Origin of the sequence: Mycolicibacterium aichiense, from assembly GCF_010726245.1 — a bacterium.
Lineage (GTDB): Bacteria > Actinomycetota > Actinomycetes > Mycobacteriales > Mycobacteriaceae > Mycobacterium > Mycobacterium aichiense.
The window spans coordinates 2,418,261-2,432,138 of sequence record NZ_AP022561.1 but is presented as its reverse complement, the minus strand read 5'-3'; the positions used below and the strand labels follow the sequence as shown (position 1 = coordinate 2,432,138).

Annotated in this window: 13 protein-coding genes; 2 read left to right on the top strand and 11 right to left on the bottom strand. The window is 67.8% G+C overall.

Annotated elements, in window-relative coordinates; translation table 11 throughout:
- Positions 1–49: 49 nt before the first annotated feature.
- Genes G6N32_RS11790 through G6N32_RS11760 form a run of 7 tightly spaced genes read right to left on the bottom strand, consistent with a single transcriptional unit; the run spans position 50 to position 8,159 of the window.
- Positions 50–1,462, bottom strand: coding sequence for an APC family permease (locus G6N32_RS11790; protein WP_115319755.1), 1,413 nt, complete (start codon positions 1,460–1,462; stop codon positions 50–52).
- Entirely contained in the window at positions 1,462–2,643 is a 1,182-nt protein-coding gene (locus G6N32_RS11785) for a M20 family metallopeptidase (RefSeq protein ID WP_115319754.1), read from the bottom strand. The genes G6N32_RS11790 and G6N32_RS11785 overlap by 1 nt, the downstream gene beginning before the upstream one ends.
- The gene (locus G6N32_RS11780) at positions 2,640–3,662 is read right to left on the bottom strand and encodes an ABC transporter ATP-binding protein (RefSeq protein ID WP_115319753.1); all 1,023 of its coding nucleotides are present in this window, start codon (positions 3,660–3,662) and stop codon (positions 2,640–2,642) included. The genes G6N32_RS11785 and G6N32_RS11780 overlap by 4 nt, the downstream gene beginning before the upstream one ends.
- A complete protein-coding gene (locus G6N32_RS11775; protein WP_197935826.1) occupies positions 3,659–4,630 on the bottom strand; it encodes an ABC transporter ATP-binding protein in 972 nt (323 codons plus the stop codon). Before G6N32_RS11775 ends, G6N32_RS11780 begins: the two co-directional genes overlap by 4 nt.
- Entirely contained in the window at positions 4,627–5,544 is a 918-nt protein-coding gene (locus G6N32_RS28625; RefSeq protein WP_115319752.1) for an ABC transporter permease, read from the bottom strand. Before G6N32_RS28625 ends, G6N32_RS11775 begins: the two co-directional genes overlap by 4 nt.
- Positions 5,541–6,509, bottom strand: a complete 969-nt coding sequence (locus tag G6N32_RS11765; protein ID WP_115319751.1) for an ABC transporter permease — start codon at positions 6,507–6,509, stop codon at positions 5,541–5,543. Before G6N32_RS11765 ends, G6N32_RS28625 begins: the two co-directional genes overlap by 4 nt.
- 6 nt (positions 6,510–6,515) lie before the next feature.
- On the bottom strand, positions 6,516–8,159 hold the full coding sequence (locus tag G6N32_RS11760; protein WP_115319750.1) for an ABC transporter substrate-binding protein: 1,644 nt from the start codon (positions 8,157–8,159) through the stop codon (positions 6,516–6,518).
- Positions 8,160–8,356: 197 nt separating this feature from the next.
- Here G6N32_RS11760 and G6N32_RS11755 point away from each other — a divergent pair, with 197 nt between their 5' ends.
- Together G6N32_RS11755 and G6N32_RS11750 are read left to right on the top strand one after the other, a co-directional pair.
- Positions 8,357–9,190 carry a GntR family transcriptional regulator gene (locus G6N32_RS11755; RefSeq protein WP_163789238.1) on the top strand — a complete coding sequence of 278 codons (834 nt, stop codon included), beginning with the start codon at positions 8,357–8,359 and terminating at the stop codon, positions 9,188–9,190.
- A gap of 29 nt (positions 9,191–9,219) precedes the next feature.
- On the top strand, positions 9,220–9,774 hold the full coding sequence (locus G6N32_RS11750) for a type 1 glutamine amidotransferase domain-containing protein (protein WP_115319748.1): 555 nt from the start codon (positions 9,220–9,222) through the stop codon (positions 9,772–9,774).
- On the opposite strand, the gene ribD is transcribed toward G6N32_RS11750, so the two are convergent.
- From ribD to fmt, 4 genes are read right to left on the bottom strand one after another with little or no spacing between them, the layout of a single operon-like run.
- The gene (gene ribD / locus G6N32_RS11745; protein ID WP_115319747.1) at positions 9,771–10,790 is read right to left on the bottom strand and encodes a bifunctional diaminohydroxyphosphoribosylaminopyrimidine deaminase/5-amino-6-(5-phosphoribosylamino)uracil reductase RibD; all 1,020 of its coding nucleotides are present in this window, start codon (positions 10,788–10,790) and stop codon (positions 9,771–9,773) included. The two genes, G6N32_RS11750 and ribD, sit on opposite strands and share 4 nt — an antisense overlap.
- Positions 10,787–11,461, bottom strand: coding sequence for a ribulose-phosphate 3-epimerase (rpe, locus tag G6N32_RS11740; protein ID WP_115321101.1), 675 nt, complete (start codon positions 11,459–11,461; stop codon positions 10,787–10,789). The genes ribD and rpe overlap by 4 nt, the downstream gene beginning before the upstream one ends.
- Before the next feature lie 8 nt (positions 11,462–11,469).
- Positions 11,470–12,948 (bottom strand): RsmB/NOP family class I SAM-dependent RNA methyltransferase, encoded by a 1,479-nt coding sequence (locus G6N32_RS11735; protein ID WP_232077613.1) that lies wholly within the window; start codon positions 12,946–12,948, stop codon positions 11,470–11,472.
- Entirely contained in the window at positions 12,945–13,874 is a 930-nt protein-coding gene (gene fmt, locus G6N32_RS11730) for a methionyl-tRNA formyltransferase (protein WP_115319746.1), read from the bottom strand. Before fmt ends, G6N32_RS11735 begins: the two co-directional genes overlap by 4 nt.
- Positions 13,875–13,878 lie beyond the last annotated feature (4 nt).

The window sequence follows — 13,878 nt, the reverse complement described above, 5'->3', positions numbered from 1 at the left end:
TCATCGTTGAAGGTCGTGGTAAGTGCAGTGGCCGGCTCATGCCGGCGGGTCAGTGCGGATTTCGCGGCGCGGTGTAGAACGGCGCCTTTCCGACCGTGGCCGAGACGGCGGACAGCAATAGCCCGACCAGCGCGAGGCCGACGCCGAACCCGAGTTCGATTCCGTTCAGCGACCCCGAGGTGATCGAGTAGACGACGACGAACGCCATGAACGCCGCGCCCAGACCCGGCATCAGTCCACCGATCACGAAATCCTGTACCGAGGAGACGATCTGGCGCCGGTAGCACCAGATGGCGGTCACCGCGGTCAGCAGATAGAAGATCGCCGCCATCAAGCCGAGCGTGCTCACGATGTTGGCCAGCGCCTCGCCCACCGCGCCGATAAGCGTTGAGCCCCAGAGGAATGCGATGTTGAGCAGGCCGAACAGAATTGTCGCGTTCAACGGCGTGCCATACTTGCCGCTCACGTCTGCCAGCCAGGATGGCACGACGCGGTCTCGTCCCATGGCGAATCCGATCCTGGAGGCACTGACGATCGCCGCAAGCAACGACGCGAGGGTGCCACCGAGTACCGCGACGATCATCACGTTCGCCCAGAAGCCGCCACCGATCCGTTCACCAACGAACGCAAGGATGTTGGCTGCGTGATCTTGCATGTCCTGCATCGGCGCGATCCCCTGGAAAGCCAGCACCGACACCGAGTAGATGACGAACAGCAGGACAACGCTGGTCACGGCGGCTCGCCCGGCAGTGCGACCGGAAGCTTCCTCACCGACGTAGGCAGCGGTGTCCCAGCCTGAATAGAGGAAGATCGCCAGCAGCACGCCCGATATCAACGACTTGAAGCCGCCCGCCCCCTCGACGGTGAACCACGAGATGCCAGGCTTGACCACGTCGCCGTTGCCGCGCGCGATGAATATCACGGCCAGGACGGCGAACCCGATGAGCAGCGCGTATTCGAAGATCGCCCAACTCAATTGGAACCGGGCTGACAGGGCCACGCCCAATGCGGCCACTGCGGTGACGATCAGGTCGAACACGGTCCCCACGGCAGCCACCGCGACCGGGCTGTCGGCGGCGTGATCGGAGAAGAAGCTGAGCAGGTAGCTTCCGAGCGGGATGGTCAGGCTCGTCGTGCCGACCGTGTAGTACAGCAACATGATCCAGCCGGCGAAGAACCCGGCATGCGGGTTGAGCACCCGGCCCACCCAGGTATACGTCGCCCCCGCACTCGGTTGCCAGGCATGTAGGCGTTGGTAACCGAGTGCGATGCCCAGCATCGGGACGAAGCAGATGAGAATCGGCACGAAGCCGGCGTAGGCGACGGTCGCCAGGATCGCGGCCAGCGAGACGGCCACGCTCTGAATGGGTCCCGAACTGGCCAGCGCCATCACCACGACGTCCACTGCGCGCAGCGCTCCCGACCGCAGTCCCCCAGCCGGGGCAGCCGTGTCCTGGGCCATCAGGAGTCGCCGTCCGTGCGACCGATGAGCGTCACGAGAGTCTGGCGCAGGATCTCGGCGGTCGCGATCATGTCCGGAATGGACACCCACTCCTGGGCCGCGTGGTAGTTGCCGCCTTCCGGCCCGAACAGGACCGTGGGGATGCCGGCACCTTGGAACAACGCGGCGTCGGTCCACGCGTTGAGACCGGTCACCGGTGAGCGGACGCCGTTGACGGCTTCCGTTGCGTCGCCGAGTGCGTTCAGCAGCTCCTCGTTGCCCGCACCGGTGAAGGGGTCGCGGTCCAGGCGGACGACGACCTCGCCGCGAAAGCGCGGTTCGGATTCCGTGACCTCGGCGAAGATCGCCTCGATCTCGGCGACTCGGTCGGCCAGTGTCTCGCCCGGCTGGGTGCCGATCTCGATGCCCAGCACGGCCTGGTTGGGATAGGTGGCGTAGTCGGTGCCGCCGCGGATCGTTCCGGTGTGGAACACGGTGCGGCCGTTCTTGGGATCGGGGTTGGGTTTCCAGCGTGTCTCGTCGAGCCGGTGCAGGCGGGTCACCACCTCGGCCATGTGCACGATGGCGTCGACGCCCTTGTCGGGCGCCGAACCGTGCGCAGGCTCGCCGTGCACCACGATGTCGATCCAGCCGAACCCCTGATGTTCGCCGTAGATGGTGTGGGAACCGTCGGGTTCGAGGTTGATCGCCAGGTCGATCTCGGCGGCATGATGGGCGACCAGGTGCTCGGTGCCGATGCTGACACCCTCCTCGTCGATCACCAGGGCTACCAGCACGTTGCCTGCCAATTCTGTTCCGGAGCGCACCAATTCGCGTACCGCGAGCATCGCGGCGGCGCACCCGCCCTTGTCGTCGGCCACACCGAGTCCGATCATCCGGTCACCGTCGACGACGGGGTGCAGTGCGCTGTCGGCCCAGTTCGCGTAGCCGACGGTGTCGCTGTGTGCGGACAGGCAGATCGTCGGGCCCGGCGCGCTGCCCCGCAACCAGGCCAGCACGTTGGGGCGGCCGGGTTCCACCTCCTCCAGCGTCGCCTCCAGCCCGAGGTCGGCCAGCCAGTCGCGCATGAAGCGGGCGACGTCACCCTCGCCGGCCCCTCCCGGGATCAGCCAGGGCGTCACGGAGTCGATTCGAACCATCGCCTCGAGTAGCTCGATCGCTTCCTCACGAGTGACGGTCATGTGGTGTTCTCCTTCGGTGTTGGTGATTCTGTGACGTCTGAAAAATGGCACGCCACTTGGTGTTCCGGCGTGGCATCGGTGAGCAGCGGTTGCTCGGCACGGCAGCGTTCGGGTTCACCGAGCTGCCGGTAGAGCGGACAGCGCGGCGCGAACCGGCAACCCGGTGCGGTGGCGGTGGCGTTGGGCGGCTCACCGGTCAACAGCGCGCGGGCCGCCCGCCTGCCGCCACCTGCTTTGGGCATGACGTCCACCAGCGCACGGGTGTACGGATGCCGGGGTGTACCGATCACATCGGCGGCGCGACCCTGCTCGACCACCCGGCCCAGGTAGAGGACGGCAACCCGATCCGCGAAAACCCCGGCCAGTGCGAGATCGTGGGTGATGAAAAGGATTGCCACGTCGAGGCGTTCGCGCATATCCAGTAGCACCCGGATAACCCCGGCACGCAACGAGACATCGAGCATGGACACCGGCTCGTCGGCCACCAGCAGCCGGGGCTGCAGCGCGAGTGCGGCCGCGATCGCGACCCGCTGGCGCTGCCCACCGGACAGTTGGAAGATGCGGCGCTCCGCGATCGCCGCGGCCGGTGTCAGCCCACACATCTCCAGTGCCGCCAGCGCCACCCCGCGTCGCGCCGCGGCATCCAGGTCACGTCGATGGATCGCCAGCCCCTCGCTGACGAGGTCGACCGCGGTCGCGTTGACCGGCAGGCTTTCGAACGGGTCCTGGAAGATCATCTGGAACTCGCGGCGCTGTCGGCGCAGCGCGGCGCCGCGGGCGTGGGTGATGTCCACACCGCCGACCGACACCGTGCCCGAACTGGGGTCGACCAGCCGCATGAGGGTGCGCGCGACAGTGGTTTTCCCGCAGCCGGATTCACCGACCAGTGCCACGATCTCACCCTCGTGGACGGACAGGTCGACACCGTCGACGGCACGTGCGGTCAGCCGTCGCCGACCGTGCCGGACCGGAAAGTGCACATGCAGGTCGCGTACCTCGGCGACCACCGGCTTGGTCATGCGCGGGCCTCCACCATATGGCATGCCGCGAGGTGAGCGGCAGCGCCGGCAACCTGGTGCAGCGCGGGGTCGTCGGTCGCGCACCGTGCCAGCTTTTCGACACACCGGTCATTGAATCGGCAGCCCGCGGGCGGGTGTGCGAGATCGGGTGGACTGCCGGGTATTCCGCTGATCGACGCCTGCCCGGCGTCCAGGCGCGGATAGCAGTCCAGCAGTCGGCGGGTGTAGGGATGCGCAGGCCGCGAGTCCGAGCTCAAGATGTCCTCGGCACGACCACGTTCGACGATGCGCCCGGCGTACATCACCGCGACCCGGTCGCAGAGTTCGGACAGCACGGTCAGGTCGTGGGAGATGATCAGCATCGACAAACCCAGTTCGTCGGCCAGACCGCGGATCAACTCCAGGATCTGGGCCTGGGTCATGACGTCGAGCGCGGTCGTGGGTTCGTCGGCGATCACCAGGTCCGGGCGGCAGGCCAGCGCCATGGCGATCATCGCGCGCTGCTTCATGCCGCCGGAGAGCTGGTGGGGATAGTCGGCCGCCCGCCCGGAGGAGATCCCCACCTGCGTCAGCAACTCGGCAACACGGCGCCGCACCGCTTTGCGGTCGGCCTCCGGTTCGTGCGCCCGGATCGCCTCGCGCACCTGATCGCCGATCGTCATCACCGGGTTGAAGCCGTTCATCGCGCCCTGGAAGACCAGTGACAGCCTCCGCCAGCGCAGTGCCCGGAGTCCGGCCTCGTCGACGGTGCTCAGATCCGTGCCTGCGAAGGTCATCTCGTCGGCGGCCGCAACAGCGCCGGGCGGCAGAAGACGCGCCACGGCGAGCGCCAATGTGCTTTTCCCACAGCCGGACTCGCCGGCCAGCCCGACCACCTCACCGGCGGACACGTCCAGGTCGACACCGTCCACCGCGCGCACGCCACCGCGGTAGGTGACGCTCAGGTTGCGAACGCTCAACAGGCTCATTCGGCCACCGCCAGCCGAGGGTTGAGGATGCGTTCCAGACTCTGCCCGACGAGCGAGAACGCCAGCACCACCAGCACGATGCCGACGCCCGGTGGCAGGAAGTACCACCAGAAGCCGTTGCCCACAGCACCGGCGGCGAAAGCGTTGTGCAGGATCTGGCCCCACGAGGTTCGGGTCGGATCGCCGAGGCCGAGGAAGGACAGCGTGGCCTCGGCGAGGATCGACCCGGCGATGACAAGAACGGCGTTGGCGATCACCAACGCCAGCACCCCGGGCAGGATCAATCGCCACAGGATGCCCGCCGAGGACAGACCGACGGTCTTGGCGCGGGCCACCACTTCGCGTTCCCGCAGCGCCAGCGCCTGAGAGCGGACGATGCGCGCCGTACTCGGCCAACTGGTGATCGCGATGACCAGAACGATCATCGGCAGGCTCTGCCCGATGATCGCACCGAGCGCGATCATCAACGGCAGGTTGGGCAGCACCAGGAAGAAGTCGGTGATCCGCATCAGCACGGCGTCTATGAAGCCGGTGAACCAGCCCGCCAGTACCCCGACCAGGGTTCCGATGAGCACGGTGATGACGGTGGCGATCAGCCCGATCTCCAGTGACACCGATGTTCCGGCCAGTACCTGCCGCAACACGTCGCGACCGAGTTCGTCGGTGCCCAGCCAGTGGGCGGCACTGGGCCGCAACAGGATTCCCGCGCGGGTGTCGGCGACGTCGGTGCGGTCGTAGGGCGCCAGCAGCGGACCGAGGATCGCGACGACCATAACCGCGAGAACGGTCAGCAGTCCGGTGCGGCCCATCGGGTCGGCGAAGAGTTGGTGTAGCACTCCGCGCCAGCCGCCCGGCACGTGTGCCGCGGCGGGTTCCTCGGGTTCGAGGGTGGGGTCCATCAGCGGTCCGGTCATGTCAGCCGCACCCGTGGGTCGAGCATCCGGTAGACCAGGTCACTGGCGAAGTTGGCCAGCACGACCACTACCGCGAAGATCAGGAAGCAGGCTTCCATCACGGGGTAGTCGCGCCGGATCACCGACAGATAGATGAGCTGCCCCATACCGGGCCAGGAGAAGACCGTCTCCACCTGGATGGTGCCGCCGACGGTGGCGCTGGCGTACAGCGTCGTGGCGGTCACGACGGGCAGCAGCGCATTACGCACGCCGTGTCGCCAGAGCACCCGCCGCGGTGTCAGGCCCTTGGCCCGGGCAGTGGTCATGTAATCCTCGGACAGTGTCGCCAGCAGTGAGCTGCGGGTGATCAGGACGAACTGGGCGATGTCGACCAGAACCATGGCGACCGTCGGCAGGACGAGATGCCGTGCCAGGTCAGCCATTCGGGTGAACACCGTGGGGTACAGCGCGTCGGCGGTGTACATGCCTGCGATCGGAAACCAGCCGAGTGACACAGCGAAGACGAAGATCAGCAGCATGCCCACCCAGAACGTGGGCAGACTCCAGAACACCAGCGATCCGATGACCAGCCCGGAGTCGGTGCGTGAGTTGCGCCGGGAGGCGGCGAACACCCCGATCAGGACGCCGAGGAGGATCACCAGCAGCGTCGAGACGGTGACCAGGATCAGGGTGTTGGCAAGGGCTTTCACCACGATCGGGCCGACCGACGCCTGGTAGGTGTAGGAGAAGCCGAGGTCACCCTTGAGCAGGTTCTGCAGATAGGTCACGAACTGCGAGGCCATCGGCTGGTCCAGGCCGTAGTAGGTGCGCAGCCTGGCGATCGCCTCGGCGTCGAGGTGTTGACCACGCGCGATGTGGGTCACCGGGTCTCCCGGCATCAGGTGGAAGAGAACGAAATTCGCCGCAACCACCGCTACGAGCGTGAGCACCAGGTACGAGATCTTTTGGCTCAGATACCGAAGCATCGATGCTCAGGCCGGCTTCACGTCGAGGTAGTTCACCCGCGGGAAGTTGAGGATCATGCCGCCGTTCATCGGCTGCCAGCCCGTCCAGGTATTGGTCCGGGTGCCGGTCAGCTTCTTCTGGTACCACATCACGATGTACGGGCAGGCGGCATAGTGAATCGCCTGCATCTCCTGCACCAGTGCGACCCGGGCGCCGCGGTCGATGGTCGTCGATTGCTGGTGGTAGAGATCGTCGTAGCGCGGGTCGGTCCAGAACGTGTCGTTGTTGCCACCGATCTGGTCGGTGGTGGCGATGCCCAGAAGGTAGGACGGGTCGTAGAACGAGGAATCCCAGCCCCAGATCATGACGTCCCAGTCCGGCGTTTCGGCGTTGTAGACCGTCGCGGTCATGCTGTCGGCGTCGGTACTGGACAGCTTGAGGTCGACACCGACAGCCTTGGCGGCCGTGATGAACAGGTCGGCGGCTTTCATGTCGACGGTGGTATCGGCGATCACCAACAGCCGGAACTCAAGCGGCGCACCGTCTTTGGACTCTCGAATACCATCGCCGTTGCGGTCGGTGTAGCCGGCCTTGTCGAGCAGCTCTTTGGCCTTGCCCGGATTGTTGTCCAGTACCGCGTCGGGCGCTGGGACGAAGTGGAAGTCGCCGAAGGCAGGTGGCAGCAGATCGGTGCCGGGTTCTCCGTAGCCGGCCAGCGCGAGCTCCACGAACTGTTGCCGGTTGACGGCACAGGCCAGCGCCTGACGGACCACCTGGTCCTTCAGGATGGGATTGCCCTTCGATCCCGGCGCGGTCGAACAGTTGAAGCCGATCATGTGGAACGAGAACGATTCCATGGCAGTGGTTTTGACATCCGCGGCGTTCTGCAGTCCGGTATAGATCGTCGGCGGCACCTCGGGGACGATGTCGATATCTCCGGTGCGCAGCGCCTGCGTGACCACGTCGTCGGAGCCGAACTTGGTCCAGGTGACCTTCTGCGCCGCCGGTTTGGTGCCCCACCACGAGTCGTTTCGGATGACGGTGGCAACGCTGCCCTTGTCCCACGACACGAAACTGAACGGTCCGGTTCCGACCGGTTTGTCGTTGGCGTACTTGGGCAGGTCGTCTTTGGCGACGCCCTCCCACAGGTGCTTGGGCGCGATCGGCATGATGACGCCGGGCTGCAGTGTCTGCGGCTGCGAATACGTGAGCCGAACCTGGTTGTCGCCGACCTTGACCACGTCGGTGAGGTCCTTGAGATAGGCCCCATACGTGCCATAGTCGTTGTCGCGCACCATCAGGAAGGTGAAGACGACGTCGTCGGCACTGAAATCCTTGCCGTCGTGCCACTTCACCCCCGATCGCAGCGTGTAGGTGAAGGTTTTACCGCCGTCGGTCGTCTGCATGTCGGTGGCCAGCGACGGTTGGATGTTGAGCTGCGCGTCGTAACCCATCAACCGGTCGTAGACGAGTTGCAGAACGTCGTCGGACTGAGTGGAGTCGGCGGTGAACGGGTTCAGCGAGTCGATGTCGGTGGTGGAACCGACCCGCAGCACGGTGCTGCTGGCCGTCTGAGGCGCACACGACGCGAGCGCGGCCGCGCCGCCGAATGCGGCCGCCACCACCGCCGAGGTCCGCAGAAACTTCCGACGATCCATCGCTGAAGCCATGACAATCCCTTCCGATCCCACTCTGTATACAGAGTAGTATGAGTGAAGATGATTGCCGGATAATTGCGCAAATGTTTCGGAAACTTTTCCGATGGTCCGCAAGAAATTCCAGCTCTTCCAGCATGATTATGGAAGTACCGGGGTAACTGCATACTGAGTGCGTAAACCTCATGGTTTCAGGACGGGAGGACGTGAGGATGCCGACGGCGAAGCGAGCCGACACCGCGGGGGCGTCCACCGAACGCAAGCTCCGCTACCAGCACGTCTATGACCTGGTGCTCGGGATCATGGCCGAGCGTGGGTTGCAACCCGGTGATCGACTGCCGTCGACCACCGAGCTGGCCGAGATCGCCGGCGTCAGTGGGATCAGCGTGCGGCGTGCTCTCGACGAGCTCGAACGGGCCGGCAAGATCACCCGACGGCAAGGTCTGGGCACGTTCGTCGCCGAGCCGCGCATCGCCAGCGACCCGACACGTCCGGGAGAGCTGCTGCACACTCTGCTGGACAACGAACTCGGGTTACCCACGGTCAGAACGGCTCTGATCTCGATCGGTGTCGGTCTGCCCAGCATGACGATCGCGACCGCTCTGGGCGTCGACCCGGGCCAACCGGTCTGGGAGATCTGGCGCAAACGCGAGATCGGCGGCACGGACAAGATCCTCGAACGTGCCGTCCTGCCGCTGGACCGGGTACCGGCGATCGACCACGAGCTGCTGGCCGACGGCGGGTCGCTATATCGCTTCATCGAGGAGCGCTACCAACTCACCGACGAATACACCGAGCAGGCATTCGAAGTCGACACCCCCAGCAGCTGGGAGGCCGAACATCTCGAGATGCCGGACGGTGACCCGATCGTGCGAGTCCGTGGGGTCAGCTTCGACGCCGACGGGCGGGCCTTCGACTGCTTCGAACAGTGCTACCGCGCTACGAAGTTCACGTTCTACACCGCGGGGCAGACCCGCCACCGCATTCTGGGCCCGACGGAGCTGTCGAACTGGTCGGTGGCACCACTGACCAACCCGGGGTATTGACCGCGCGGTCGGCGGGTACCCGACTGACCATGAGCAACGAACTTTCCGGCAAGAAGATCGCATTCCTGGTCGCCCCCGAGGGCACCGAGCAGGTCGAATTGGCCAAGCCGTGGGAGGCCGTCAAGCAGGCTGGTGGCACCCCGGAACTGGTGTCGACCGAGGTCGGCAAGGTCCAGGCGTTCAACCACCTCACCCCGGCCGACACCTTCGAGGCGGACAAGGCGGCCGACTCCGTCTCGGCGTCCGACTACGACGGTCTGGTGCTGCCCGGCGGAGTGGCCAACCCTGATCTGCTGCGCACCAACTCATCGGCGGTCGACTTCGTCAAGGGCTTCTTCGGTGCGGGCAAGCCGGTGGGCGTGATCTGCCACGGGCCGTGGACCCTCATCGAGGCCGACGTGGTCGAGGGCCGTCAGATCACCTCCTGGCCGAGCGTGCAGACCGATCTGCGCAACGCCGGGGCCGAGTGGGTCGACCAGGAGGTCGTGGTGTGCACCAGCGGCCCGAACACGCTGGTCTCCAGTCGCAAGCCGGACGATCTGCCGGCGTTCTGCGCGACACTGGTCGACACGTTCGCCGGCTAGCCGGGCACCAGGCTCAGCAGCAGGTCCGGCCCGATCCGGTCGACGCCGTCGTAGCGCCAGCGCAGCGCGCGGGCGATGCTGGGCACGCCGACGTCGTCGACGGCGGTGACCGGACCGCCCAACAGGATCGGGCCGACATAGGCCAGGATCCGGTCGATGACCCCGGCCCGCAGGAAGGCGCCGGCCAGCGTCGGCCCGCCCTCGAGGAGCACATCCGTGCGGTCGGAAAGCGCCTGGATCACCTCATGCGGATCGTGGGTGCGGATCACCATCGTGTGCGAATCCTCGTTCAGCACATTGGCTTCCGGAGAGATCTCCCGCATACCGACCACCACACGCAGGGGCTGGCGCTCGGCGAGGCCGCCGCCCGGCAGCCGGGCGGTCAGCGTCGGGTCGTCGATGTCCACCGTGCCGGTGCCGACGACGATCGCATCGCATGCGGCGCGGCGCACGTGCAGGTCCGCGCGGGCGGCATCACTGGTGATCCACTGCGAGGATCCGTCCGCGGCAGCGCTGCGGCCATCCACGCTGGTGGCGAATTTCCAGGTGACGTGTGGGCGTCCGGCGCGCTGCTTGTGCAGCCACTCCCGCAATGGGCCGGCGGCCACCTCCTCGGCGCACACCCCGCCGACGACGTCGATTCCTGCGCCTCGCAGGCGATCAGCTCCTCCGGCGGCCATCGGGTTCGGATCGGCGACGGCGTACACCACGGTGGCCACCCGGGCCTCGATCAAGGCATCGACGCAGGGCGGGGTGCGCCCGTGGTGGTTGCACGGTTCCAGCGTCACGACGGCGGTGCCGCCGGCCGCCCGCTCCCCCGCTTCGCGCAGCGCGACCACCTCGGCGTGCGGGCCACCGGTCGGCGCTGTTCCTCCGGCGCCGACGACTTCACCCTCGGCACTCAGAATGACCGCTCCCACAGGCGGATTCGGATACGTCGAGCCTTTTACCCGCTGCGCCTGATCGATGGCCAGCCGCATCGCGGCGTCGACCTCCGCCGACGTGGGTGCGGTCATATGCGCAGATGCTGCGACGCGGTCGCGGCCCGCCTGCGCAATGCCTCGACCGCAGCGGCCGGGTCACCGGCGCCGTAGACCGCCGACCCGGCGACGAAGCAGTCGACGCCGGCCTCGGCGGCTTGCTCGATAGTGTCCGCGTTGATGCCGCCGTCGATCTCCACCAGGATCGTCAGCTCGCCCGAGTCGACCAGCCGGCGCGCGGTCGCGACCTTGGACAGCACCTCGGCGATGAAGCTCTGGCCGCCGAAGCCCGGCTCGACCGACATCACCAGCAGCGTGTCGAAGTCGCGCAGGATGTCCAGGTACGGCTCCAGCGGGGTGCCCGGCTTGACCGACAGGCCGGCCTTGGCTCCTGCGGCGCGAATGTCGCGGGCCACCGCGACCGGGTTGTCGGTCGCCTCGGCGTGGAACGTCACGTTGTACGCGCCGGCCTCGGCGTAGCCGGGCGCCCAGCGGTCCGGGTCGTCGATCATCAGATGGCAGTCCATCGGGATGTCGGTCGCCGCCAGCAGGCTCTCCACCACCGGCAGACCCAACGTGAGGTTGGGGACGAAGTGGCCGTCCATCACGTCGACGTGCAGCCAGTCGGCGCCCTCGACCGCGGCGGCCTCCTCGGCCAGGCGCGCGAAGTCGGCGGACAGGATCGACGGGGCGATCAGGGGTCGCATGGCAGCCATTAAACAGTCTTCTGCAGAGCGGCCGCGAACATGGCGTCGGTGCCGTGCCGGTGCGGCCACAGCTGCACGTGCGGACCGTCGCCGAGTTGGTCGGCCGGGGCGAACAGTGGCCGGGTGTCCAGCGCGGTGACCGGATGGCGGCGCAGCGCATCGGAGACCACCCCGACGGTCTCGGCCAAGTGCGGGGAACAGGTCGCATAGAGCACCACGCCGCCCGGGCGGACGAGGGCGATCGCGGCAGCCAGCAGCTCGCGCTGCAGCTTGGCCAGCACCGGTACGTCGGCCGGGGTGCGGCGCCAGCGGGCCTCCGGGCGGCGACGCAACGCTCCCAGCCCGGTGCAGGGCGCGTCGACCAGTACCCGGTCGAAACTGCCCGGCTGCAGCGACGACTCGCGGCCGTCGACGCGCAGCACCTCGACGGGCAGGCCGCGGGTGTTCTGCTCGACCAGGTCGGCCCGGCGCGAGGCCGGCTCGATCGCGGTGACGGTGCCGCCCTGCTGCGCGGCGATCGCCGCGATCAGCGCGGTCTTGCCACCCGGACCCGAGCACAGGTCCAGCCAGCGGCCACCGTCGTCGCCGACCAGCGGGGCCAGCGTCAGCGCCCGGGCCACCAGCTGACTGCCCTCGTCCTGCACCAGAGCCTTGTCCTCGCGCACCGCGGCCAGCCGGCCCGGGTCACCGCCGCCGAGGTATACCGCGTAGGGCGAGTAGCGGCCGACGGTGCCCTCGACCGCGGCGGCCAGCTCGTCGGCGGTCAGCACGCCGGGGCGGGCCGCCAGGTGCACACCGGGTCGGGTGTTGTCGGCGGCCAGGGCCGCGTCCAGCTCGCCGGCATGGGCGCCGAGCGCATCAGCGAACGACTGGGCGATCCAACGTGGGTGGGCGTTGACGAACGCCAGGTGACCGACCGGATCGGTGTCCTTGGGCGGGGCCAGTTCGGCCACCCAGCCGGCCTCGTCGCGGCCGGAGATCGTACGTAGCACACCGTTGACGAAACCTGCCCGGACACTGTCGAATTCGATACCTGCCTGCTCGACGGTGGTGGACACCGCGGCATGCCCGGCCACATTGGTGCGCAACAGCTGATAGCTGCCGAGGCGCAGCAGGTCCAGAAGTACCGGATCGATCTGATCGATGGGGCGTCCCGCGGCGGCCGCGATCACGGCGTCCAGCAGGCCCAGGGTGCGGCAACTGCCGTAGGCGAGTTCGGTGGCGAACGCCGCGTCGCGGCCGTGGATACCGCGTTCGGCCAGCATCGCGGGCAACACCAGGTTGGCGTAGGCATCGCGCTCCGACACCGCGCGCAACACGTCGAACGCCGCCTGACGGGCCGGGTCCAGCGGGGTGCGCCGCGGCCGGCGCGGTGGGCGCTGCTGGGCGCGATCCCGGCCAGGGGGTGCCCCGGTGCGGTCACGCTTCTGAAAACCCTTGCCGCCCTGCGGTTTACCGCGTCCTGCCCGCTCCGGTCGCTCAGTCATGACGCCCGCACCGTCTCGTCGAGCCGCGCACCGCGTGCCCAGTCCGCCGCGTTCATGAGCTTCTTGCCGGGCGGCTGCACCTGGCCGAGCAGCACCGGCTGCGACCCGGTACCCACCCGAACCCCGGACCGGTCCACCGTCATCTCCCCGGGCGGCAACGGGGCCGCCGCCTCGTCGACGCTGACCGGGCCGACCTTGACCCGCAGGTCGCCGATCATCGTCCACGCACCGGGGTTGGGGGTGACCGCCCGGATGCGGCGGTCGACGACATGAGCAGGGAGTTCCCAGGAGATTCGGGCCTGCTCGACGGTGATCTTCGGCGCGACGCTGACCCCGTCGGCGGGCTGCGGCACCGGGGTCAGGGTTCCGTCGCCGATGCCGTCCAGCGTCGCTTCCAACAGACCTGCGCCCGACACTGCCAGCCGGTCCAGCAGGTCACCGGAGGTGTCGGTGGGTCGCACCGTTTCGGTCACCACGCCGTACACCGGCCCGGAGTCCAGGCTCGGTTCGATCAGGAAAGTCGTTGCGCCGGTGACGGAGTCGCCGGCCGCGATAGCCGCTTGCACGGGCGCCGCGCCGCGCCAGGCGGGCAGCAGCGAGAAGTGCAGGTTGATCCAGCCGTGCGGGGGAACGGCGAGCAGCGCCTCGGACAGCAGCGCGCCGTAGGCCACCACCGCGCAGCACTCCGGCGCCAGCTCGGCCAGCTCGGCGATGAACTCCGGCGAGTTGGGCCGCGCCGGGCGCAGCACCGGGATGCCCGCCTGGTCGGCCAGCCTGGCCACCGGTGACGGCGCGGGTTTGCCGCGGCGTCCGGCGGCCGCGTCCGGACGGGTGAGCACGGCGATCACCTCATGGCGTGGTGAGTCGATCAGCCGCTGCAGCGACGGCAGGGCCGGTTCTGGTGTGCCGGCGAAAACGATTCGCATGCCT